The organism is Pseudonocardia sp. NPDC046786 (genome assembly GCF_040645415.1).
In the GTDB taxonomy this organism is placed as follows: domain Bacteria; phylum Actinomycetota; class Actinomycetes; order Mycobacteriales; family Pseudonocardiaceae; genus Pseudonocardia; species Pseudonocardia kongjuensis.
Genome location: NZ_JBEYYF010000035.1, coordinates 18,834 through 42,045 on the forward strand (window position 1 = coordinate 18,834; position 23,212 = coordinate 42,045).

Below are 23,212 nucleotides of genomic sequence, written 5' to 3' on the forward strand. Positions count from 1 at the left end.
ATCAGCCGACCTTCTCGATCAGGGCCGCGCGCTGACGCTCGCCGAGACCGGCGGCCCGGCGCGACGCGTCGATCCCGGCCTCCTCCATCACCTTCGAGACCTTCGCCGGGCCCCAGCCCGGGACGCTCTTGAGCAGATCGGCGACCTTGGTCTTGCCGACGATCTGATCGGTCTTCGCGCGACCCAGGACCGCGGGGATGGTCTCCTCGCCGCTGGCGATCTTGTCGCGGAGCTCCTTGCGGGCGGTGCGCGCGGCGGCCGCCTTCTTGAGGGCCTCGGCGCGCTGTTCCGGGGTCAGTGTGGGCAGAGCCATCGCTGACGCCTCCTCTCGGTTCCACGCGCCCCGTTCCGGGGCGGATTGGTATCGCGGATCGCGGTACAGACTGGCAGAGACACCCTCACGACCTGCGGGAACCCCCTCCACGGGGCGTGTCGTGGCTGGTCACGCGCTGCTCGTCGCAGCCGGGCGACCGCCCGCCGCACCGGAAAGGTGAACTCTGTTGCCGCAGGTCAGCGGCATGAAGTCTCTCCGGGCCCGGGGATGCCGAGCGCGCCGCACAGGCCCGCGACGTCCCAGAGGATCCGCACCTCGTCGATCCGGCCCTGCCGCACCCGGGCCAGCTGCACCGCGGCGACCTGGGCCGGCCGGTGGGTGGCCGGAACGCCCGGCAGCAGCCAGGGCAGCTCGCGGTCGTGCATGAAGGAGAACCGGAGCTCGTCGGCGACCCGGCGCACGTCGAGCGTGCGGGAGACGCGGGCGCGCGCCCATCCGGCGGGCAGCGCCGCCACCACGGCGTCCAGGTGGGCGAGCACCGGGCCGTGGCCGGTGCCGCCGGCCCCGGTGGGCAGCTCGGTCCAGCTGACGTCCGCGGCGAGGAGCGTGGCGGCCGCGGTGGTGTCCCGCCGGTCGTACAGCCCGGCGACGACGTCGTCCCAGGTCCGCGCGATGTCGCGCATCAGCGTCTGCATGGCCGGGGTCACCCGGTCACGGTGCCACGACGCGCCGCTGCGCGGAACGCCGGGACCCGCCGGGTCGGGACGTTCCGCGCGTCCCGGAGGGGGTCAGGCGGAGGCGGCCGGGCGCTGCGCCGGCCCGGACGGGGTGTTCGGGTCGATCTCGGGCCGGTGCTCGACGTTCTCGTGCGGGTGCGCGGAGTCGACGGCGGCGGCGTGCGGGTCCAGCGACCGGTCGTAGGACGCGGTGACGCTGATCAGCCGGTGCCCGCGGTAGCGCGCGTAGCGCAGCGACCGGACCCAGTTGAACAGCGTGCCGAGCCGGTTGCCCCAGCCGATCAGGAAGGCGACGTGCACGTAGCACCACAGCAGGTAGCCGAGCCAGCCGGTGACCTTGACGCCGCGGACGTCGGCGACGGCCTCGCGGGCGCCGATGGTGGCCATCGATCCCTTGTCGAAGTAGCGGAACGGCGCCGGCGTGGTGTCGTCGCCCTTGGCCCGGGCCGCGATCAGCTTGCCGACGTAGGTGCCCTGCTGCATCGCGACCTGCGCGACGCCGGGCAGCCGGTCGATGGTCGAGACCATGTCGCCGACGGCGAAGACGTCCCTGCGCCCGGGCAGGCTGCAGTCCGGGTCGACCGACAGCCGGCCGGCCCGGTCGACCTCGGAACCGGACGCCTTGGCGAGCAGCTCGGCCAGCGGGGACGCTTGCACGCCGGCCGCCCACACCTTGGTGCGGGCGGTGATCCGCTCCTCGCCGTTCGGGCCCTTCACGGTGATCGAGTCGGCGTCCATGTCGGTCGCCATGGTGTTCAGCCGGACCTCGATGCCCTTCTTCTCCAGCGTCTTCTTCGTGTAGCGCTGGAGCTTCTTGGCGAACGGCGGCAGCACGGCGGGCGCGGCGTCGAGCAGGATGATCCGCGCCTGCCGGGTGTCGATGGCCCGGTACTCGCGGGGCAGCACGTGCCGGGCCAGCTCGGACAGCTGCCCGGCCAGCTCGACGCCGGTCGGTCCGGCCCCGACGACGACGAAGGTCATCCAGGCCTGCTGCTCGGCCGGGTCCTCGGCCACCTCGGCCAGCTCGTAGGCGCCGAGGATGCGCGAGCGCAGCAGCCGGGCGTCCTCGATGGTCTTCATGCCGGGGGCGTGCTCGGCCCACTCCGGGTGCCCGAAGTAGGCGTGCGTGGCACCGGCGGCGACGACGAGGGTGTCGTAGGCCAGGTCGATCCGCTGCCCGTCCGGGGCTGCCGCGTGCACGATCTTGCCGTCCAGGTCGATCTCGCCGACCTCGGCGAGCAGGGTCCGGACGTTGCGCTGCTTCTTCAGCACCCGGCGCAGCGCCGGGGCGATCAGGCCGGGGGACAGGATCCCGGTCGCGACCTGGTAGAGCAGCGGCTGGAAGAGGTGGTGGTTGGTGCGGTCGACGATGGTGACGTCGACGTCGGCGCCCTTGAGTGCCTTGGCGGCCTGCACGCCGCCGAACCCACCGCCGACGATCACGACCTTGTGCCGGTCCTGTTGTCCGTCGTGCCCTGCCGTGCTCACTGGGTCCGTCCCTCGTCGGTCGCTCCGGTGCGCGGGGTGTCCGCGCCCTGCTCCACGGCCGGGTTGGCTCCTCCCGTCCCGAGCGGGGGCGGTCCTGGTGACTCGACGGTCGGTCGAGCGCGACGAGGGGCCGTCCGGCCAGTCCCCGACCGTACGAACACCGGCGCAACAGAGCAATCCGAAACGACCCGGAAACGCATCTCGGAGTCCGAACTCACACCTCGATCATGCACAAGCGAGATGCGCGCTCATCCGGACGTGGGACCATGAATCGTATGTGCGGGATCGTCGCCGCTTTCGGCGGTACAGCAGTGGGACGACCGAAGGACACGGACAAGTACGAGCGGATGCTCGCCAGGGTGGCGCACCGCGGCCCCGACGACACCGGGATCCAGGTGGTCGGGAACTCCTGGCTCGGCCACCAGCGGCTGTCGATCATGGACGTGAGCGGTGGTCACCAGCCGATGTCCGACGCGGCCGAGACGGCCTGGATCGTCGGCAACGGTGAGATCTACAACCACGAGCGGATCAGCAAGGCGTTCCCGGACGGCACGGTGCGCACCAAGTCCGACACCGAGGCGGCGCTGCACGCGGTGATGTGGGACGGGCAGGTCGCCGTGGCCTCGCTGAACGGCATGTTCGCCGTCGCGATGGGCCGCAACGACGGCTCGGCCCTGGTCGCCAGGGACCCGTTCGGGGTGAAGCCGCTCTACTGGGTGCCCCCGACCCAGCTGGCCGACGGTGCGGGCGACACGGTGCCCTACACCGACCCGGACCCGCACGCGACGGTGCTGTTCGCCAGCGAGCTGCGGGCCTTCGACGAGTCCGACCGGCCCTACGTCGAGTCGTTCCCGCCCGGCTGCCTGTGGAGCCCGTCGTCCGGGCTGGTCCGGTTCGCCGAGTCGGTGCCGGTCGAGGTCCGCCCGGCCCGGCGCGCGATCCGTCCCGGCTGGGACGACGCCGACCTGTCCCGGGTCCGCGAGGCCGTCATCTCCGCGGTGCGCCGCCGGATGATGTCCGACGTGGGCGTGGGTGTGTTCCTCTCCGGCGGGCTGGACTCGGCGCTGGTCGCGGCGATCGCCGCGCAGGAGGCCCGGGCCCGCGGTGAGCAGCTGCCGACCTTCGCCGTCGGCACCGAGGACTCCGGCGACCTGATCGCGGCCCGCAAGGTCGCCGCGCACATCGGCTCGGACCACCACGAGATCCTGGTGACCGCCGAGGACATCGGCGAGGCGCTCGACCACGCCGTCGAGGTCATCGAGCACTACGACCCTGCGCTGGTCCGCAGCGCGGTGCCGAACCTGATCCTGGCCCGCGAGGCGGCGAAGAAGGTCAAGGTCGTGCTGACCGGGGAGGGCGCCGACGAGCTGTTCGCCGGGTACTCCTACACCCATGGGCCGGAGTACGCCGACCCGGACACCCTGCAGGCCGAGCTGGTCCGCTCGCTGGAGCAGCTGCACCACCTGAACCTGCAGCGCTGCGACCGCACCACGATGTACTTCGGGCTGGAGGCCCGCGAGCCGTTCCTGGACTCCGGCCTGGTCCGCACCGCGCTGGCGCTGCCCCCGGAGTGGAAGCAGCGCCCGGACGGCCGCCCGGAGAAGGCGATCCTGCGCGAGGCGTTCGAGGGCTGGCTGCCCGAGGACCTGCTGTGGCGGGGCAAGGAGCAGTTCGGCGACGGCTCCGGTGCGGGCACCGTGCTCGCCGAGCTGGCGGCCCGCAAGGCCGAGGCGGCGCGGCTGTCCGGGGAGACCCGCCGCGTGCCCGACCATCCCGAGCACTCCTGGCCGCTGCGCAGCGAGGAGGAGTTCCTCTACTACGAGATCTGGCAGTCGCACTTCGCCGGGATCCGCCCGGACCGCGTGCTGGGGGCCTTCGCCACCGCGTGACCGGGGCCCCGCCGCCGCGTGCTCAGCCGGGGATCTCCTCCTCCTCACCGGCCGGTACGTCGGCGGCGCCGACCGCGGCGCACGCGTCCTCGACCGACTGGGGGGCGGCCGAGGCCGGCTCCTCGTCCTCGTCGGGCCCGGCGGTCTGCGTCGACGACGTGGCGGGGGCCTCGGTCGTCGGGCCCGGTTCCGTCGTCGGGGCGGCGAGGGCCGGGTCCGGAGCGGGCGGCGGGTCCGCGATCGCGTCCCGGACGACCTCGCGCATGTACTCGATGTCCGGGTCCGCGGTGACGAAGAAGCCGGTGGACGAGTTCGGGTCCGGCAGTGACGGGTCGAACGCGACGCTCTCCAGTCGGAAGCCCTCGTCGGCGAGCACGGCCAGCGCCGGCAGCACCTGCTGCGGCATGTCGGTGGCGACGTTGTCCCGGGTGACGGCCGCGATGCTCTGGAACCGGCCGATCAGCTCGGTCGCGCTGGTCTCGGTGATCACCGCCTGGATCAGGCAGCGCTGCCGGCCCATCCGCTGGTAGTCGGTGCCGTCCCGGCGGGAGCGCGCGAACCACAGCGCGTCCTCGCCGTTGAGGGTCTGCACGCCGGGCTGGATGTAGCGGTCCGGGGTGGTGTAGCGGCCGAACGCGGTGACCCCGCCGACCGGGACCGGATCCGGGCCGACGTTCACGGTGACCCCGCCGACCGCGTCGATCATGGCGGAGAAGCCCGCCATGTTGACCTCGAGGTAGTAGTCGATCGGCAGGCCGGTCATGTACGAGATGGTCGACTGCAGCAGGTTGATGCCGGGGAAGCGGGTCGGGCCCGGCGGCGCGATCTGCGGGTTCTGCTCGCCGTAGGCGTAGACGCCGTTGAGCAGGTAGTCCCCGGCCGAGCCGGACGGGTCGTTGAACCCGTTCGGGAACTCCTCCGCGGCCGGGGTGCCGGGCGGGAACTCGGCGCGCTGGATGTTGCGGGGGAGGCTGAACAGCGTCGTCCGCCCGGAGCGGGTGTCGATGCTGGCGAGCATCATCGTGTCGGTGCGGGTGCCCGCTCGGTCGTCGCCCGCGTCGCTGCCGAGCAGCAGCACGTTCAGCCGGGGCTTCCCGAGTGCCTCCGCGGCGGACGTCCCGCCGCCCTGGAACAGCGAGTTCAGCAGCCCGCGCTGGGAGTTGAGGAGCTCGACGCCGTATCCGAACGGGACGGCCACGGTCAGGCACATCAGCGCCGCGGTCGCGGTGCCGAGGACCTTCTGGCCGAGCGGCATGCCGCGCGGCCGGGCGAGCGCGTAGGTGCGGGCGACCTGCGCGATCCAGCCGATCCCGCCGAGCACCAGCAGCCCGGCGATCACGGTGAGAGTGGTGGTGGACAGCAGGTTCTGCAGGAGCGTGGAGCGCCGGGCGAGTAGCACCAGCAGGGCGAGCGACACGACGACCGCCAGGACCGTCCCGAGGATCAGCCCGCCGGTGCGGCGGCGGCGCAGCGCGAGATGGCCGGACCCGGGGACGACCGCGGAGGCGGCGGTGAGGCCGAGCGCGGCGCCCAGGGTCGCCCGCGCGGTGTCCATCGGACGCCGGCGCGCCGGGGCGCCCGCCCGGTCCGCAGGGCGGTCGGCGGCCCGGTCGGCAGGGCGGTCGCTGGGACGCGGAGCGCCGCCGGGCCGGGCGCCGGGGCCGCGGCCGGACGGCTGGGCGCCGCCGCGCGGGGCGCTGCCCAGGCGGGCCGGGCCGCGGTGGCCCCAGGCGCCTGCGGCACCGGCTGCTGCGGCGCCGGCACCGGCTGCACCGGCACGGGCGGCACCGTCGGTTCCGGTTCCGGTTCCGGTTCCGGGAGCACCGTCGGCCGGGGCGTCGGCGGGCGGACCCGGCGCACGCGGCGGCCGGGCCGGTGGCCGGGTGCCGGGCCGGCCGGGGCCGGCCCGGTCAGATCCCGGGTCCGCGGCGGGCGGTGAGCCGGGACGGCGCGGCCCCGGCGCACCGGGCCGGGCCGGCGCACCGTCGGGGCGGCCCCGGCCCGGAGCGCCGTCCGGGCGCGCCGGAGGTGCACCGGGGGGCGAGCCACCTGCTGCCGGGCCACCGGTGGGCGGGGCCGCGCGGTCCTGGGGCGGGGCCTGCGGTCCGGGGGGCGGCCCGGGCCGTCCGGGCGCGGCCGGTCCGCCGTCACCGGTGGGCTCGGGCCGGGAACCCGGACCGCGGCGCGGCACGACCGGCAGTTCCCCGCTGAGCCGGGCGGCGCGATCGCGCTCCGCGGGGGGCGCGTCCGGTTCGGCGGCGCGGTACCGGCGGCGCTCGGCGGCGGTGTCCGGGCGGCCCGGTACGGCCGTCGCGCTGACGGTCTCGCCGATCCCGCGCCGGGTCGCCCGGATCGATCGGATGTCGGTCGGCCTGCTGTCGCTGTGCCCGCTCCGGCCGGCCGCCGGATCGGGTCGTGAGGCGCGTGCTCGCCAGGCGGCGGACCGTTCGGCCGCGGCGGCGGCCTCGCGCTCGCGGCGGCGCAACCACGGGCCGTCCGGTTCGCCGGGGGTCTCGCCCCGGTCGTCGGGTCCCGGCGGGCCCGGGGCCCGGCCGGGCCGTCCGTGCCCGCCCGGCGGCGGGCCGCCCGGACGCTGCTCGGGTCCGGTGCCCGTGGGGGGCCGGCCGTGGGATCCGGTCGGCGGCCGCTCGGCGCCACGGCCGTTCGGGCCGGGACCGGAGCCACCGGGGCCGCCGCCGGAGGGACCGGGCCCACCGGTACCGGCGCCGCCGGGTCCGCCCGGGCCGCCGGAACCCCCGGGACCGGGACCATCCGGACCGGAGCCACCGGGCACGGCCGCCCCGCCCCCCGGACGCTGCTGCCCAGGACCGCGACCGCCCGGCGGGTTCACCGCCCCGGGCCGGCCGGCCGACTGCGGACCGGAGTGCCGCCCGCCGGCGGGGCCGGGCTGAGGGTCGGCCTGCTGCCTGCCGGGATCACGAGGGTCGCCGCCGCCCGGTGCCGGATGCTCGCGGCGGCCGCCGGGCCGCAGGTGCGGGCGGTCGTCGCGCCGCCCGGAACGCCTGCCGTCCCGCGGCGGGCCGGACCGGGCCGGGTCGTGGCCATGGGGGCCCTCGCGCGGTGGTTCCGCCACCCGGGCACCCCCTTCACTGATCGGCACGGTCGGGCCCGCCGTGCCGGGCGTCGGGACCCGGGCACGGGTGTCTGCACCGGCGGCGGCTCCGGCGCTCGGGTCACCCGAGAGTACTTGCCGTGATCACGATCTCGGTGCCCGGCCACCCACCCCCGTGGGTGTTCCGGGGGAGGTCACGGGAGGCTCCGGACATACCCGTCACTGGTACGAGACGAACACCGGGGACTCGGGCCGGACATCGTAGGTCTGGCGAGGGGTGAAGGTGGGCGAGTCCTCGTCGAGGAAGTTCTTCCAGCCCCACCAGAGCCCCTCCGGCCCGGGCGCGGAGTGCAGCGTGTTCCAGGTCTCGATCTTCTCCTGCGGGGTGCCGAAGCCGTCCGCGTGCAGCACGGTGGCGAGCTCCGGGTGCGAGGTCACCACGTCGGCCCGGTCGGAGATCATCGGCACCTGGAACTGGTGCAGCAGGAAGACCTTCTGCGGCAGGTTCCGCTCCCGGACCAGCCCGGCCAGCCACTCCGAGGTCGCGTTGACCTCCGCCGCGCTCACCGAACCGACCTGGGCGCCGTGCCGCTGCCCGTCCGCCAGCCGCCACTCCGGATCGAGCGCGAGCCCGACGTGCGGCTGCGCGAGCAGCTCGGTGTAGCGCTGCGCCTGGGTGCGGAAGTCGGCCCGGCCCGGCTGCAGGTCCAGCACCACGTAGACGCCGGCCTGTCCGGCCTGCTCCACCCAGGGCCGCAGCTCTTCGACGCCCATCTCGGCCGAGTAGTCGCCGTCCGGCCCGGGTGCGGTGTCGGCGACCGTCGCGATGATCTCGAAGGCGGGCACCACCGGCTCGTCGACGAGCGGCTGGAAGTCGGCCGCCAGGTCCTGGGCCCGCGCGATCGAGGCGGCGATGTCCTGCTCGCCGAGCACCCCCATCGCGGGCGTCCCAGGATGGCCGTAGAGCGCCACCATCCGGCGCTGCGGGAACAGCTCGGTGCCGCCGCCGGGCAGCTCGGGCACCGGCGGGTCGACGCTGGTCGGCGCGGCCTCGGGGGTGGGCGGCGGCGCGGGTTCCGCGTCCGCCGCGGGATCGTTCGTGCAGCCGGCGAGCAGCGCGCAGAGCGCGAGCAACGTGCCGATCAGGGTGAGCGGGCGGATCGACCGCCCCGGTCGGTGACGGACGGTGGTCGGCTGAGTTACCCGCGAGGTGGACACCGGTCGCCAGGCTAGGTGAGCGGGGCCGTCGGGGCAGCGCGGAGTGTGTGCGGCGTGTCGCCGGGCGCCGGCGGGGTGTCAGTGGGCTGTCAGCCGGGCGCCAGCCGGGTGTCAGCGGGGGAGGATCGGGCCGTCCGGGCCGTCGTCGGGCCCGCGCTGCGGCCGCGGCGGGCGACCGCGCAGGATCCGCTTCAGCCCGGCGGTGTGCCGCCGGCTGACCGGCAGCTCGACCGCACCCGGGCCGTTGCCGAGCCGCACGACGTAGCCGGAGCCGGACATCCGCAGCTCGGTGATCAGCGCCAGCGCCACCAGGTACGCGCGGTGGATCCGGACGAAGCCGGCCTCGCCCCACCGGTCCTCCAGCACCGAGACCGGGATCCGGACGAGGTGGCTGCCCTCGTTGGTGTGCAATCGGGCGTAGTCGCCCTGCGCCTCCACGAACCGGATCGACGACCGCGGCACGAGCTTGGTGGTGCCGGCCAGCTCGACCGGGACCACCTCGTCGTCGGAGGTGGCGGCCGGGGCACCCCGGCGCCCGGCGGGCACCTGCTGGGCACCCGGCTGGGCGAGGTTCCCGGTCGGGCCGGGCTGCGCGGCCTCGGCGCGGCGGACGGCGTGCAGTGCGACGGTCCGGTCCAGCGACCCGGCGAGGCGCTCGCTGCGCAGCGGCTTGAGCAGGTAGTCGACGGCGCCGACCTCGTAGGCGTCGACGGCGCGGTCGTCGTGTGCGGTGACGAAGACGACCGGCGGCGGATCGGCCATCGCGTTGAGCACCCTGGCGAGCTCCAGGCCGTCCAGGCCGGGCATCCGGATGTCGAGGAACACCACGTCGACGCCGGGCTTGGAGGCGTCGGCCTGGGAGCCGTGCAGGATCCGCAGTGCCTCGGTCGCGTCCGGCGCGGTGAGCACCGTGTCCACCCGCGGGTCCTCGCCGAGCAGGTGGGCGAGCTCCAGCAGGGCCGGCTCCTCGTCGTCCACCGCCAGCACGGTCAGCAGCGCGCCACCCGGCGACGGCTGCTGCGGCGGCGGCTCGGGAGCCCGCGCCTGCCCGGGCAGGCCGATCGGCCGGTGGTTGCTCGCCCCGTATCCGGGCGGCGCCCCGTAGCCGGACGGCATGCCGTACCCGGCCGAGCCGGAGACGACCGGCGTCGCACCGGAAGCGTGCCCACCCCGCGCGTGGCTGTACACGGCTCCTCCTTGCCGCGGGCCTGCCGCCCGCTGACCGGTGACTGCGGGCACACCGTATCGAGGCTGCGGAGAGTTACCGACAGCCGGTCCTCCGCGCGTGCCGCCACGATCCGGTGTAGGCCGTCCGGGGGGTGCGGTTCGCGTGGCGTGACCCGGGACCGCGGCAGGCCGGGGTACCCCGTGGTCACCGGCCCGGCCCGGCGGTGTCGTCGCTGGTCGGGCGGATGGTCCGGGCCTCGCCGATCGGACGGGGTGACGGCCCGCCATATTGTGGCACTCGGTGCCGAAACGATACGGTGCGGTGCGGTCCGACATCCGTGACCGTGCGTACCGGCACGACCGTCGGTGACGCGCCGCATGCGGACCGTGCTGGGCACGCGTACCGCGCGGCGGCACCGGGACACTGCGAAGGGGCAGCGATGGCGAGCACCAAGGACTGGTTCGAGACGGTCGCGGAGGCGCAGCGCCGGGCGCGCCGCCGGCTCCCGAGATCCGTCTACTACGCGCTGGTGGCCGGGGCGGAACAGGGCATCACGCTGTCCGACAACGTCGCCGCGTTCGACGAGCTGGGCTTCCGTCCGCACATCGCGGGCCTGCCGCCGCAGCGCGACCAGCGGACCACCGTGCTGGGGCAGGAGATCGACCTGCCGGTGGTCATCTCGCCGACCGGCGTGCAGGCGGTCGACCCGGAGGGCGAGGTCGCGGTCGCCCGCGCCGCCGCCAGCTCCAACATCCAGAACCCGTTGAACCCCGAGCAGACGGTGTCGACCGCGATGGGCCTGTCGTCGTTCGCGTCGCGCTCGGTGGAGGACGTCTGCGCGGTCAACGACAAGGTGTTCTTCCAGGTCTACTGGGCCGGTTCCAAGGAGGACATCCTGGCCCGGGCCGAGCGGGCCAGAGCGGCCGGCGCGAAGGCGCTGATCGTGACCCTGGACTGGACCTTCGCCACCCGCCGGGACTGGGGCAGCCCGCCCATCCCGGAGAAGGTCGACCTGAAGGCCGCGCTGCAGTTCGCGCCGGAGATGATCACCAAGCCGCGCTACCTGCTGGACTGGGCGAAGAGCGGCCGGATCCCGGACCTCAAGGCGCCGAACATGGCGCCCCCCGGCGGCGGCGACGCGCCCACCTTCTTCGGCGCGTACGGCGTCTGGTGGACCACCCCGCTGCCGACCTGGGACGACATCGCCTGGCTGCGCGAGCAGTGGGGCGGGCCGTTCATGATCAAGGGCATCATGCACCCGGACGACGCCCGCCGGGCCGTCGACGCCGGGGCCACCGCGATCTCGGTGTCCAACCACGGCGGGAACAACCTGGACGGCACCCCGGCCGCGATCCGGGCGCTGCCCGCGGTCGTCGACGCCGTCGGGGACGAGATCGAGGTGCTGATGGACGGCGGCGTCCGCCGCGGCTCCGACGTGGTCAAGGCGCTCGCCCTCGGCGCCCGGGCCTGCCTGATCGGCCGCGCTTACCTGTGGGGGATGGCCGCGCAGGGCGAGCGCGGGGTCACGAACGTGCTGTCGATCCTCTACAAGGGCATCGACGAGGCGCTGCTGGGGCTCGGGAAGAAGTCGATCCACGAGCTGACCCGCGACGACCTGATCATCCCGGAGGGCTTCACCCGCTCCGCGAAGCACTGACAGTACTGAGCTGTGCGGTACTGAGCTGTGCAGTACTGAGCCGGGCCCGGCTCAGCCGCCCGCCATCGCCCCGACGACCAGCAACGGCTCGTCACCCCGGGCGACGGCGGGCGGCAGCGCGGCCCCGGCCGGGGAGTGCGAGAGGTCCTCCTCGCAGGCGAAGTAGCGCAGGTAGGGCCTGCGCCGCCCGGACCCGCGATCGCGGATCGTCCCGCCCAGCTCCGGATGCCGCCGTTCGACGGCGTCGAGCACCGCCCCGAGCGAGACCGGCGGCCCGGCGACCGGGACGGTGAGCTCTCCGTCGACCCGGGCCAGCCGGCGCAGCTGGGCGGGCAGCAGCACGCGGACCGCGCAGGTCGCGGTCACGACGCGGCCCCCAGCGTCTGTACCTCCACCGACAGCACGGCGGGCAGGTCCCGCACGATCGGTGTCCAGGTGTCCCCGGCGTCCGGCGAGGCGTACACCTGGCCGCCGGTGGTGCCGACGTAGATCCCGCACTCGTCGAGCCGGTCGACGGCCATCGCGTCGCGCAGCACGTCGACGTAGCAGTGTTCCTGCGGCAGGCCGCTGGTCAGCGGCTCCCACCGGCCGCCGCCGGTGCGGCTGCGGTAGACGCGCAGGCGCCCGTCCGGCGGGTAGTGCTCGGCGTCGCTGGTGATCGGGACGACGTAGACGGTGTCCGGCTCGTGCGCGTGCACGTCGACGACGAAGCCGAAGTCGCTGGGCAGGCCGTCGCCGATGTCGTACCAGGAGTCGCCGCCGTCGTCGGACCGCATGACGTCCCAGTGCTTCTGCATGTAGACGGTGTCCGGCCGGTCCGGGTGCCGGGCGAGCTTGTGCACGCAGTGCCCGACCTCGGCGTCCGGGTCGGGGATGCCGTCGCTGACCAGGCCGCGGTTGGCGGCCCGCCAGCTGGCGCCGCCGTCGTCGGTGCGGAAGACGCCGGCGGCCGAGATCGCGACCAGCAGCGCGGCGTCGTCGCGCGGGTCCGGGCAGATCGTGTGCAGGCACATCCCGCCCGCACCGGGCTGCCAGTGCGGCCCGGAGCCGTGCTCGCGCAGCCCGCGGACCTCGGTCCAGCTGTCGCCGCCGTCGACGGAGCGGAACAGCGCCGCGTCCTGCACACCGGCCAGCAGGGTGTCCGGGTCGGACGGCGACGGCGCCAGCTTCCAGACCCGGGTGAACTCCCAGGGGTGCGGCGTGCCGTCGAAACTCTGGTGGGTGCCGGGGACGCCGGCGTAGCTGAAGTCGTTGCCGCCCGGCGCCCAGCTGCGGCCGCCGTCGTCGGAGCGCTGCAACTGCTGGCCGAACCAGCCCATCGACAGCGCCGCCCACAGCCGGTCGGGGTCCGACGGCGAACCGGTGACGTGGTAGGCCTCCCAGCCGCCGAACAGCGGGCCGGTGACCGTCCAGTCCCGTCGTGTCCCGTCCGCCGTCAGCACGAACACGCCCTTGCGCGTGCCGACCAGTACCCGTACCCCGCTCATGCGGCCTCCTCACGCCGTGTACGGGTACCGACCGGCCGGGGCGGGTGAACTCATCGGTGCCGGACGCAACGGCCCGGCGTCACACCGGGAAGCCGACCTTCGTCAGCTCCTCGGCCCGCTCCCACAGCGCGCGCTGCACCCGGCGGTCGTGCGACGCGGCCGACGAGCCGACCGGACGCGGGTTGCCGCGCCCCTCGCCGATGCCGTCCGGCCCGATGTAGGCGCCGCCGGGCAGGTCCGGGACGGTCGCCGCGAACAGGGCGGGCAGCGCGCCGGCCGCCGCGGACTGGGCGACGATCCGGGTGGCGAGGCCGACCAGGGCGTCCTGGAACGACTCGGTGCGTCCCTGCAGGTTCGTCGCCGCGAAGCCGGGATGTGCGGCCGTCGACCGCAGCCGGGAACCGGCCGCGACGAAGCGGTGCTCCAGCTCGTAGGCGAACATCAGGCAGGCCAGCTTCGACTGGCAGTAGGCGGTCCAGCGCTCGTAGCGGCGGCGTTCGACGTTGAGGTCGTCGAGGTCGATCCGGCCCAGCCGGTGCATCTGGCTGGACAGCGTGACGACCCGGTCGGTGATCCGGTCGGCGAGCAGGCCGGTCAGCGCGAAGTGGCCGAGGAAGTTCACGCCGAGCTGCATCTCGAACCCGTCGACGGTGCGGCCCTGCGGGACCGCCATCAGCCCGGCGTTGTTCACCAGCACGTCCACCGGGCCCTCGATGCCGGCCGCGCACTCACGGACCGACGTCAGGTCGGCCAGGTCCAGCCGCCGCACGCTCGCGGCGCCGCCGAGCTCGCCGGCGACGGCGTCGCCCCGGTCGGTGTCGCGCACCGCGAGCACCACCCGGGCGCCCGCCCGGACCAGCGCGCGCGCCGTCTCCAGGCCGAGCCCGCTGTTCGCGCCGGTGACGACGATGGTGCGCCCGTGCTGGGGCGGGATCTCGCCGGTCGTCCAGGGAGCGGGTGTGGACCAGAACACGGGCGGCTCCTTACGGGGTGGGCGTGCCCCGGGTCTACCCGTTCGGTGGCCGCGTCATCCGCTGCGACACGGTCGCGGGCGTCGGGTCCACCCCGGTGGACGCCCGGCGGGCGGCCAGCGCGGCGTCCAGCAGCAGGAAGGCGACCAGCGAGATGCCGAGCACCGGCATGGCCAGCCCGATCAGCAGTGCCAGCCCCGCGACCAGCGCCACCGACGCCGGTGCCGGGCGTTCCCGCGATCCCGGCGGGCCCGCGTACCGGCGGCCGCCGGGCAGCGTGGGCCTGCGCAGCCACCACATCCGGTACCCCCACACGACCAGCACGATCAGTGCCGCCGCCAGCGCGGTCAGTGCGATCTGGTTGGCGACGCCGAACAGCAGCCCCATGTGTGCGTCGACGCCCCAGCGGGCCAGCTTCGCCGCGACCGGCCAGTCGTCGAAGGCGAGCCGGTCGACGATCGCGCCGCTCGCCGGGTCGACGGCGACCGAGTCCATCCGGGTGGGCCAGCTGCGCACCGTCCCGATCACCGACCACGCCTCGCCCGGGTCGCCCGGCAGCACCTCGACCGGGCCGGTCAGCCCGTCCGCGCGGGCGGCGTCCAGGACGAGTGCGGTGTCGGCGCCGACGGTGTCCCCGACGGCCGGGGCGCCCGCCGATCCGGTGAGCGGGGTGCCGCTGACCGTCGGGGTGGTCCAGTCCAGGGCGGTGCGCAGCGAGGACACGTTCGAGCCGGCGAACTGCGACCAGGTCAGGCCGGTCGCGGCCAGGAACAGGAACCCGACCGACGCCCAGATGCCGACCGCCCCGTGCCAGGACATGAGCCGGGAACGCGGGGAGCCGCCGGTCCGGGGCAGCACCCGTTCGCGGCGGGCGCGCACCCGCCGGGTCAGCTGCACGACCAGCCCGGAGACGGTCAGCACCGCCAGCCAGGACGCGGCCAGCTCGGAGTACACCTGGCCGGGCGGGCCGAGCAGCAGCGACCGGTGCAGGTTGTCGATCACCGCGCGGACCGGGAGCCACTCGGCGTAGGTGTCCAGGGTGGCCCGCACGTCGGCGGTGTAGGGATCGACGAAGACGGTCCGGTTGTAGCTGGGGGCGAGATCGGCGTCGAAGGACACCCGGGTGGTGACGCCCGGCTCGGGGGACGGCCGCACCTCGGTGACCGGCAGCCCGGGCTGGGTGGCGACGGCGGCGGCGACCTGCTCGGCGATCGGCAGCTCGGGCCCGCTGACCGGGGCGTACAGCGCCTCGGCGTGTGCCCAGCGCTCGATCTGCGGGGTCAGCGTGTAGAGCAGCCCGGTGATCGCGGCGACCAGCAGGAACGGGCCGACGATCAGGCCCGCGTAGAAGTGGATGCGGGTGACCAGCGGCCGGAGCCCGCGGAACGGGCCGCCCGGGAGGGCCGGGGCGGGAGGTTCGGGGCGGGCCTCGGGTGCGGCGGTCACCAGCCCGCCACCATCGCCGCGAGCATCAGGACCATGCCGATGCTCATGAGGGCGTGGCAACCGGCGTCCGTGCGCGGACCGAACGCCGGCGGCCGCGGGGCGGGGTGCTCGGCGACGGCGGTGGACGTGGTTCCCGCACCGGTGGCGGTGCGCGTGGCTACTGCACCGGCGGCTGTACGGGTATGGGTGTCGCCGTCGCAGCCCGCCGGGTCCAGCGGGACGCCGGGGAAGTCCTCGTCGGCGGCGTGCCCGTGGCCGTCGGCGGCGAGCGCCCGGACGGCCCAGAACCCGGCGACGGCCAGCAGCGCCGCGCACAGCGCCACGGTCACGCCGACCGCCCAGCCGGCCTGACCGGCCGCGTGTGCCGCGTGGTCGGCGCCGGCGTCGTGCCCGACGTGGCCGGTGTGCCCGCCGCCGCCCGCCGGGGCGGTCACCGGGGCGGGCATGATCAGCGGCATCGCGGCGAGCATCCACACCATCGCGGCCGCCATCAGTGCGTGCGCCGAGCCGCCGGTGCAGCCGTGCAGCCGGTGCCGCCTGCGGCGGACCGCGTCGGCCGCGAAGAACACCGCGAACCCGCCGAAGAGCAGGATCTGGAACCACAGACCGGTGGTTCCGTACCAGGTCCAGGTCATCACGACCATCGCCGCGCTCATCAGCAGGTGCGCCAGCTCCGAGGTGCGCCGCCCGGGAGGCGCGGCCTCGGCGACGGCACCCGACCAGCGCAGCAGCGCGTAGCCGCCGGTCAGCACGAACAGTGCGGTCAGGGTGAGCGCCACGGGCAGGGACGCGATCACGGGACCTCCTGGGGGAGCGGTGGGTCCGACGGGGGCACGTACCAGTTGGTCGTCGCCGTCACCCGCCCGGTTCCCGGTGCGACCGGCGTCACCCGGTCGGCGCGGCGCGGCCGTGCACCGGCGCTGTGTCAGCGCTGCGTCAGCGCGGTGCGGACCGGAGCGCCCGCCGCGGCCCGGGGGCGGCGGTGTCCGCCTCCAGCGCGCGCACCAGGTCCTCCCTGGCCCGGGCGACCCGGGACCGGATGGTGCCGACCGGGCAGCAACAGACCTGCGCGGCCTCGGCGTAGCCGAGATCCAGGATCTGGGTGAGCACGAACGCCTCGCGGCGGTCCGCCGGCAGGTCGTCGATCAGCGCCCGCAGCACGATCGCCTCCTGCGCCCCGCTGCGCGGCACCATCCGCTCCATCGTCTCCAGCGCGTCGTCACCGAGATCGCGGGTCCGCGGCCGGCGCACCGCGGTGCGGACCGCGTCGACGGCGACCCGGCGGGCGACCGACAGCAGCCAGGTGCGCGCGCTGGACCGGCCCTCGAAGGTGGACAGCGTCCGCAGCGCCCGCAGGTAGGTCTCCTGGGTGAGGTCCTCCGCGTCGGCGGGGCCGTTCAGGTGCACCAGGAACCGGTACACGTCGGCCTGGGTGGCCCGGACGAACGCCGTCAGCGCGGCCTGGTCACCGGCCCCGGCGGCCAGCGACCACGCCGTCACGGTGGCATCGTCGTGGCGTTCGGGCACCCCGCCACGGTAGTACGCGCAGCGGCCGGCGCAACGTCCCCCCACCTGCCGTTCCGCAGGCCGGGAACACGGTGCGTGACGAATCATCACTGTCCGGACAGCGGCGGTCCGCCGTTCCGCGCAGCGGATTGCGACTACCGTCGCGGCCGTGAGCGACGTCTGGGTGAGCTGGTCCGGTGGGAAGGACGCGGCGACCGCGCTCGCCACGGCGCGCGCGTCCGGGCTGCGGGTGACCGGGCTGCTCAGCACGACCGCGCGCCCGGCCGGGGCGGCGGCCGAGATCCCGGTGCACGGCGTCGGGCTGCCGCTGCTCGAGGCCCAGGCGGCGGCGCTGGGACTGCCCCTGCACACGGTCGAACTGCCATCGCCGTGCCCGGACGGCGAGTACACCGCGCGGATCCGCGCCGCGCTCGCCACCGCCCGCGCGGCCGGGGTGTCCCGGCTGGTCTGCGGCGACCTGGCGCTGGCCGACGTCCGCGCGTTCCGCGAGGCGGTCCTCGCGGGCACCGGCGTCGCCGGGGAGTTCCCGCTGTGGGGCACCGACACCGCGGAGCTGGCCCGGCGGATGATCGGCGACGGCCTGCGCGCGGTCGTCGTCGCCGTCGATCCGGCCCGGCTGCCCGCCGGGCTCGCCGGGCGGGCGTTCGACGCCGCCTTCCTCGGCGACCTGCCCGCCGGGATCGATCCGTGCGGCGAGAACGGCGAGTTCCACACCTTCGTCACCGGCGGTCCCGGGTTCGGCCACGACGTCTCGGTGGACGTCGCGGGCACCGTCGAGCGGGACGGCCACGTGCAGGCCGTGCTGGTCCCGGCCGGTCAGCCGGCGACCAGCGAGCGCAGCACCGACAGCCCGGCGTGCAGCTCCGCGAACGACGTCGACAGCGGCGCCGGGCCGATCCGCAGGCCGTCCGGGCCGCGGTAGTCCGGGATCACCCCGACGGCGTGCAGCGGCCCGAGCAGCCCGGCGAACCCCGGCCGGGTCAGCGTCACGTGGCCGCCGCGGCGGTCCGGGTCGCGCGGCGACGCGACGGCGACGCCGTGCGGCACCAGCCAGGCGTCGGCCAGCTCCAGGGCGTAGCGGGTGAGCCGCCGCGACTTCTCCCGGACCGCGCCGATCCCGGCCTCGGCGAGCATCTCCAGCGACACCTGCAGCGGCACCGTCGCCAGCACCGGCGGTGTCCCGGACAGCATCCGGCGCACCCCGTCGGCGGGCGCGAAGCCGTCGGTCATGCCGAACGGGTCGGCCCGGCCGACCCAGCCGCGCACCGGGTTCTCGACGTCGGCGAGCAGATCGGCGCGGACGTAGCCGAACGCCGGGGAGCCCGGCCCGCCGTTGAGGTACTTGTAGGTGCAGCCGGCCGCCAGGTCGGCGCCCCAGGCGTCCAGCTCGACCGGGACCGATCCGGCGGAGTGCGACAGGTCCCACAGCACGAGCGCGCCCGCGTCGTGCGCGATCCGGGTGATCGCGGGCGCGTCGGCGATCCAGCCGGACCGGTACCCGACGTGGCTGAAGCTGACGAGCGCGGTCCGCCCGGACACGGCGGCGGCGACCTGCTCCGGGGTGACCCCGGCCGCCGGGTCGGACCGGATCCGGCGGACGGTCAGGCCGCGCGCGTCGGCAATGCCGTCGAGCACGTCCCGGTCGGTGGGGAAGTTGCCGGTGTCGGTGACGATCTCGTCGCGGCCCGGGCGCAGCGCGACCGCGGCGGTCGCCAGCTTGTGCAGCAGCACCGTCGTCGAGTCGGCGACGACGGTCTGCCCGGGTGCCGCGCCGAGCGCCAGCCCGCCGATCCGGTCGCCGAGCCGTTCCGGCAGGGTCCACCAGCCCTCGTCCCAGCCGCGGACCAGCCGGGTGCCCCAGTCGTCGCGGACGAACCCGGCCAGCCGGTCGGCGGCGGCCGCGGGCGGGCGGCCGAGCGAGTTGCCGTCCAGGTAGGCGACGACGCCCGGGGCGGGGGTGAACCGCTCCCGGAACGACGCGAGCGGATCGGCGGCGTCGTGCGGGGCGGGATCGAGCGGATCGGGCACCCGGCCAGTCTCACCCGGCCGGCGCCCGACGGCCCGACCGCGGCCCGGCGACCCCGGACAGCAGGCCCGCCACAGCAGGCCCGCCGCAGGGGACCTGCTCAGCCGGCCAGCCGCCGGGCCAGCAGCCGGAAGGCCGGCGTCGGGAGCTCCGGCGCCAGGTCGACGGCGCAGGTGCGGGCCAGGATCTCCAGGGTCCGCGGACAGGCGTCCGGGCCGTGGTCGATCGCGGCGTCGACCGCGGCGTACGGGTCCAGCGCCGGGTGCAGCGGGTTGCGGGCCTGCAGCGAGCGCCAGTTCGTGTAGACGTGCCGGCCGGTGTCGATCAGCCGGTGCACGCCGCGGTTCGCGCCGAACTCCACGGCCGCGTCCGGCGTGCCGAACTCCAGCGCGAGCCCGGCGGCGCGGGCCGGATCGTGGTGCGGCACCGGGCGCAGGTCCGGGCCGACCCGCGACGCGAGCGACTCGAGCACGATGCCGCGGTGCTTGCGGCGCCGGGCCAGCTGCGCGTCCAGCCCGGCGAGCTGCGGGCGCAGCACGGCGGCGGACAGCTCGGGCATCCGCAGGTTCACCCCGACGATCAGGTCGGCGTCGGAACCGGCGAAGCCGGCCCGCTCGTAGCTGCCGACGTCGTGGTACATCGACGCCCGCTCGAACAGCCGCGGGTCGTTGGTGACCAGCGCGCCGCCCTCGCCGGAGCGGATGTTCTTGTGCTGGTTGAAGCTGAAGCAGCCGGCGTGCCCGATCGAGCCGGCCCGGCGCCCCCGGTAGGTGACGCCGATCGCCTGGCAGGCGTCCTCGACGACCAGCAGGTCGTGCGCGGCGGCCACCTCCATGATCGCGTCCATGTCGGCGACGTGGTTGATCATGTGCACCGGCAGCACGGCGCGGCTGCGCGGGGTGATCCGGTCCTTCAGGTCGATCGGGTCCATGGTGAGCGAGCCGTCGACCTCCACCAGCACCGGCACCGCGCCGACGGCGAGCGCCGCCGCCGCCGTGGACACCCAGGTGTAGGCGGGAACCAGCACCTCGTCACCGGGGCCGATCCCGGCACCGACGAGCGCGGCCACCAGCGCGCTGGTCCCGCTGTTCACGGCCAGCGCGTGTCGCGTCCCGACCAGGTCCGCGAGCTCGCGCTCGAACCGGCCGACCTCCGAGCGGTCCCCGCCGGTGAACCGGCCGAGCTCACCCCGTCCCAGCACGCGGACGGTCGCAGCCATACCCCGCGCGCTCGTCGCCATCGCGGCGAGTCCCATACTTGTCCTCCTGGACCGGTGGTGCCGGACGAACCCGGCGTCCCGGTCGTTCATCACACCGACCACTGTCCCGCGCATTACGGCGGAACCGGACACGACGGTACCCACCGTTGCGCCGGTGCCGCGGCGCCCGCCCCCGGTGACACCGGGCGACGGGGGCCGGCCGGTTCCGCCGACACGACCTGAGAGGACCCGCGCCGCATGCTCATCGACACCAGGCGAGCGCTCCCCGGATCCTGGTTCGAGGCCGAGGTCTGCGTGATCGGGAGCGGCCCGGCGGGCGCCGCCGCGGCCGCCGAGCTGGCCGACCGCGGCCTGCGCGTGGTCGTCCTGGAGGGGGGCGGTCCCGGGATGGGCCGCACCGCCCGGGACACCTACCGCGGGATCACCGGGCGCGGCGCGCACGACCCGGTCGACGCCGTCCGCCAGAAGCGGCTCGGCGGCACCTCGATCGTCTGGGGCGGGCGCTGCGCCCCGCTCGACGACGTCGACTTCACCGAGCGCGAGTGGCTGCCCGGCACCACCTGGCCGATCACCCACGACGAACTCCGCACCTGGTACCCGGTCGCGCAGCGGCATCTCGACGCCGGCGCCTGCGAGTACTCGGCGGCCGGGTCCGGCTTCCCGCTGACGCCGCCGGGGGTGTCGTCGGAGTCGCTGCGCTGGGACGACCTGTGGCGGTGGAGCCCGCCCACGTCGTTCGCGCCGCGGGTGGAGGCGATGGCGAAGTCCGGCCGGATCCGGCTGTTCCTGCACGCCACGGTGGCCCGCCTGGAGCGCGATCCGGTGTCCGGCGCGGCGACCGAGGCGGTCGTCGTCCCGCGGCCGGGGCTGGAGGTGCGGGTCCGGGCGAAGCAGTTCGTCGTCGCGGCGGGCGGGCTGGAGTCCACCCGGATCCTGCTGGCGTCCGACGGGTACGGCGGCACCGGCCTGGGCGCCGGGATCGGCGATGAGCACGGCCAGGTCGGCACCCATTACATGACGCACCCGGTCGGCGAGGTGGGCCGGCTGCGGCTGACCCGGGCCGGCCGCGAGCTCGGCCTGGGCTACCTGCCCACCGACGACGGCGTGTACGCCCGCCGGATGCTCTCGCTGTCCGGTCGGGCACAGGCCGACCACCGGCTCGGCAACCTGAAGGCGGCGCTGTGGTTCGCCGACCCGAAGGACCCCGACCACGGCGACGCGCTGCTGTCGACGTTCGCGCTGACCTACTGGGGGATGGGCAAGCTGCGGGCCGGGTTCAAGGCGGCCGGGACGCACGCCCAGTACGCGCGGACCACCGGGATCGGCCGGCACGTCCGGAACGTGGCCGCCGATCCGCTGCGGGTCGCCCGGTTCGCCCGCGGCTGGGCCCGGCCGCGGATCACCGGTGAGCGGCGGCTGCCGTCGTTCATGCCGCTGGACTCGGGCCACTGCCGGCTGCGGTTCGACGCCGAGCAGACCCCCGACCCGGCGAACCGGGTCACCCTGGACCGCGACCGGGACGCGCTCGGCCAGCACCGGCTGCGGGTGGACTACCGGGTGTCGGCGTCGGACCGGGACGCGATCGCGACCTCGCTGAGCCTGATCGGCAAGGAGCTGGAGCGGAGCGGGCTGGCCTACGTCGACATGTCCGACGTCGAGCGGGTGCACGACATGGACATGACCGACGGGACGCACCAGATGGGCCTGCTGCGGATGTCGGACTCGCCGCGCACCGGGGTCGTGGACGCGCAGTGCCGGGTGCACGGGACGCCGAACGTGCACATCGCCTCCAGCGCGGTCTTCCCGTCCGCCGGGGCGGTCGGCCCGACGCTCGCGCTGGTCGCGCTGGCCTGCCGGACCGCGGAGCTGATCGCCCGGGAGTCCTGAGCCGCCAGGTCAGCTCTGCAGCAGGGTGACCCCGGTCCCGGTGGCGCCGTCCAGGGCGGCCCACAGGGCGTCCAGCGGGAGCGGCCGGTACCGGGTCCGGGTGATCACGGCGTGGCACGGCGTCGGCACGAACGGGAACGCCGAGGACAGCCCGGCGACCGTCTCGCAGAGCCTGCGCGCCACGGTGGCGAGCGACCGGACGTCGAGCCCGGGCAGGATCAGCAGGAACTCCTCGCGGCCGACCCGGACCGCCCGCCCGGACGCCCCGGAGTGCGCGGCGAGCAGCCGTGCGACCCCGCGCAGCACGGCGGTCTCGGCCCGGAACCCGTGCCTGCGGTTGACGGCGCCGAGCCCCTGCACCCGCAGCAGCACCAGGCCCAGCGGCAGCGTGCCGGGGGCGGATCCGGCGGTCCAGCGGTCCAGGAACGCCCGGGTGGGCAGTCCGCTGCGCGGGTCGCGCTCGGCGCCGGGCTCCAGCTCGTCGAGCCGGGTCTCGGCCAGGTCGGCCCGCCTGCGCTCCTCGGACAGGTACCGGGCGAGCCGGTCGGCGGCGGCGTCGTAGCGGTGGTCGGTGGCGGTGCCCGGGATCGGGAGCACCCGGGAGAGCACCTCGTCCAGCGCGCCGGTGCGCCGGGCGCCGAGCCGCGATCCGAGCTGGTGGCGCAGCCGCAGCAGCTCGGCGTGCGCGTCGGCGTGCCGGAACGACCAGCGGGCGGCGAACAGCCTGCCGCGTTCGAGCGACCGGGCCGAGCCGTCGACGGACTCCAGGTCGTGCGCCACGACGGTCGCGCCGGACCGCGGGGTCAGCACGGTGACGCTCCACTCGCGGGTCGCGGGTTCGGAGTCGGCGAGCCGGACGTGGCCGAGCCCGGGCGGCAGCCCCGGCGGTGCGGCGCCGGCGGCGGCGACGGCCGCACCGCCCGCGCACTCCTGCGCGATCCGGGCCCACGTGGGGAGCTGCGGGGTGAGGTAGCCGGCCCGCTGGAAGAGGCCGACGACGGCCATCGGCCGGTCCCGGGCCGGGGCGAGGGCGAAGTCCTCCACCGCCCGGGACAGAGCGATCAGCAGCGGTTTGGTGACGGTGCGTGATCGGGTGGCGTCGTCGTCGGGCGCGGTGCCGGTTCCTGGCTCGGCATCGTGCACCC

The 23,212-nt window shown here is 75.5% G+C and carries 19 protein-coding genes; 4 read left to right on the forward strand and 15 right to left on the reverse strand.

Features of this window, described 5'->3' with window-relative positions; translation table 11 throughout:
• Position 1: 1 nt before the first annotated feature.
• The 3 genes from mihF to ABZ881_RS28460 all read right to left on the reverse strand — a co-directional run bounded on the left by mihF (position 2) and on the right by ABZ881_RS28460 (position 2,499).
• Positions 2-313 (reverse strand): integration host factor, actinobacterial type, encoded by a 312-nt coding sequence (mihF, locus tag ABZ881_RS28450; RefSeq protein ID WP_085916071.1) that lies wholly within the window; start codon positions 311-313, stop codon positions 2-4.
• A gap of 197 nt (positions 314-510) precedes the next feature.
• Complete coding sequence (locus tag ABZ881_RS28455) at positions 511-981, reverse strand: ester cyclase (protein ID WP_358488758.1); 471 nt, start codon at positions 979-981, stop codon at positions 511-513.
• Positions 982-1,062: 81 nt separating this feature from the next.
• Entirely contained in the window at positions 1,063-2,499 is a 1,437-nt protein-coding gene (locus ABZ881_RS28460; protein ID WP_358488759.1) for an NAD(P)/FAD-dependent oxidoreductase, read from the reverse strand.
• A gap of 311 nt (positions 2,500-2,810) precedes the next feature.
• Here ABZ881_RS28460 and ABZ881_RS28465 point away from each other — a divergent pair, with 311 nt between their 5' ends.
• The gene (locus ABZ881_RS28465; protein WP_358488760.1) at positions 2,811-4,388 is read left to right on the forward strand and encodes an asparagine synthase-related protein; all 1,578 of its coding nucleotides are present in this window, start codon (positions 2,811-2,813) and stop codon (positions 4,386-4,388) included.
• A 22-nt stretch (positions 4,389-4,410) separates the two neighbouring features.
• On the opposite strand, the gene ABZ881_RS28470 is transcribed toward ABZ881_RS28465, so the two are convergent.
• The 3 genes from ABZ881_RS28470 to ABZ881_RS28480 form a co-directional block, all read right to left on the reverse strand.
• Complete coding sequence (locus tag ABZ881_RS28470; RefSeq protein ID WP_358488762.1) at positions 4,411-5,943, reverse strand: LCP family protein; 1,533 nt, start codon at positions 5,941-5,943, stop codon at positions 4,411-4,413.
• 1,737 nt (positions 5,944-7,680) lie between these two features.
• On the reverse strand, positions 7,681-8,679 hold the full coding sequence (locus tag ABZ881_RS28475; RefSeq protein ID WP_358488763.1) for a hypothetical protein: 999 nt from the start codon (positions 8,677-8,679) through the stop codon (positions 7,681-7,683).
• 111 nt (positions 8,680-8,790) lie between these two features.
• The gene (locus ABZ881_RS28480) at positions 8,791-9,867 is read right to left on the reverse strand and encodes a LytTR family DNA-binding domain-containing protein (RefSeq protein WP_358488764.1); all 1,077 of its coding nucleotides are present in this window, start codon (positions 9,865-9,867) and stop codon (positions 8,791-8,793) included.
• A gap of 419 nt (positions 9,868-10,286) precedes the next feature.
• Here ABZ881_RS28480 and mftD point away from each other — a divergent pair, with 419 nt between their 5' ends.
• Positions 10,287-11,504, forward strand: coding sequence for a pre-mycofactocin synthase MftD (gene mftD, locus ABZ881_RS28485; protein WP_358488765.1), 1,218 nt, complete (start codon positions 10,287-10,289; stop codon positions 11,502-11,504).
• Positions 11,505-11,555: 51 nt separating this feature from the next.
• Here the strand turns inward: mftD and ABZ881_RS28490 are convergent, their stop codons facing one another.
• The 6 genes from ABZ881_RS28490 to ABZ881_RS28515 form a co-directional block, all read right to left on the reverse strand.
• Positions 11,556-11,870 (reverse strand): MoaD/ThiS family protein, encoded by a 315-nt coding sequence (locus tag ABZ881_RS28490; RefSeq protein WP_358488767.1) that lies wholly within the window; start codon positions 11,868-11,870, stop codon positions 11,556-11,558.
• Entirely contained in the window at positions 11,867-12,991 is a 1,125-nt protein-coding gene (locus ABZ881_RS28495; protein ID WP_358488768.1) for a sialidase family protein, read from the reverse strand. The genes ABZ881_RS28490 and ABZ881_RS28495 overlap by 4 nt, the downstream gene beginning before the upstream one ends.
• A 79-nt stretch (positions 12,992-13,070) precedes the next feature.
• Complete coding sequence (locus ABZ881_RS28500; protein WP_358488769.1) at positions 13,071-13,964, reverse strand: oxidoreductase; 894 nt, start codon at positions 13,962-13,964, stop codon at positions 13,071-13,073.
• A gap of 34 nt (positions 13,965-13,998) precedes the next feature.
• Positions 13,999-15,408, reverse strand: coding sequence for a PepSY domain-containing protein (locus tag ABZ881_RS28505; protein WP_358488771.1), 1,410 nt, complete (start codon positions 15,406-15,408; stop codon positions 13,999-14,001).
• Entirely contained in the window at positions 15,405-16,205 is an 801-nt protein-coding gene (locus ABZ881_RS28510) for a DUF5134 domain-containing protein (protein WP_358488772.1), read from the reverse strand. The genes ABZ881_RS28505 and ABZ881_RS28510 overlap by 4 nt, the downstream gene beginning before the upstream one ends.
• A gap of 139 nt (positions 16,206-16,344) precedes the next feature.
• Positions 16,345-16,935, reverse strand: coding sequence for a sigma-70 family RNA polymerase sigma factor (locus tag ABZ881_RS28515; protein ID WP_358488774.1), 591 nt, complete (start codon positions 16,933-16,935; stop codon positions 16,345-16,347).
• Positions 16,936-17,083: 148 nt separating this feature from the next.
• On the opposite strand from ABZ881_RS28515, the gene ABZ881_RS28520 reads away from it, so the two are divergent.
• A complete protein-coding gene (locus tag ABZ881_RS28520; RefSeq protein ID WP_358488775.1) occupies positions 17,084-17,857 on the forward strand; it encodes an ATP-binding protein in 774 nt (257 codons plus the stop codon).
• Here ABZ881_RS28520 and ABZ881_RS28525 read toward each other — a convergent pair.
• Both ABZ881_RS28525 and ABZ881_RS28530 read right to left on the reverse strand, forming a co-directional pair.
• Entirely contained in the window at positions 17,752-18,963 is a 1,212-nt protein-coding gene (locus ABZ881_RS28525; RefSeq protein WP_358488777.1) for an aminotransferase class V-fold PLP-dependent enzyme, read from the reverse strand. The genes ABZ881_RS28520 and ABZ881_RS28525 overlap by 106 nt on opposite strands.
• A 98-nt stretch (positions 18,964-19,061) precedes the next feature.
• Positions 19,062-20,180 (reverse strand): DegT/DnrJ/EryC1/StrS family aminotransferase, encoded by a 1,119-nt coding sequence (locus tag ABZ881_RS28530; protein WP_358488778.1) that lies wholly within the window; start codon positions 20,178-20,180, stop codon positions 19,062-19,064.
• Between the two features lie 237 nt (positions 20,181-20,417).
• On the opposite strand from ABZ881_RS28530, the gene ABZ881_RS28535 reads away from it, so the two are divergent.
• The gene (locus ABZ881_RS28535) at positions 20,418-22,067 is read left to right on the forward strand and encodes a GMC family oxidoreductase (protein ID WP_344023694.1); all 1,650 of its coding nucleotides are present in this window, start codon (positions 20,418-20,420) and stop codon (positions 22,065-22,067) included.
• 9 nt (positions 22,068-22,076) lie between these two features.
• Here the strand turns inward: ABZ881_RS28535 and ABZ881_RS28540 are convergent, their stop codons facing one another.
• Entirely contained in the window at positions 22,077-23,210 is a 1,134-nt protein-coding gene (locus ABZ881_RS28540) for a DICT sensory domain-containing protein (RefSeq protein ID WP_358488780.1), read from the reverse strand.
• Positions 23,211-23,212: the final 2 nt, after the last annotated feature.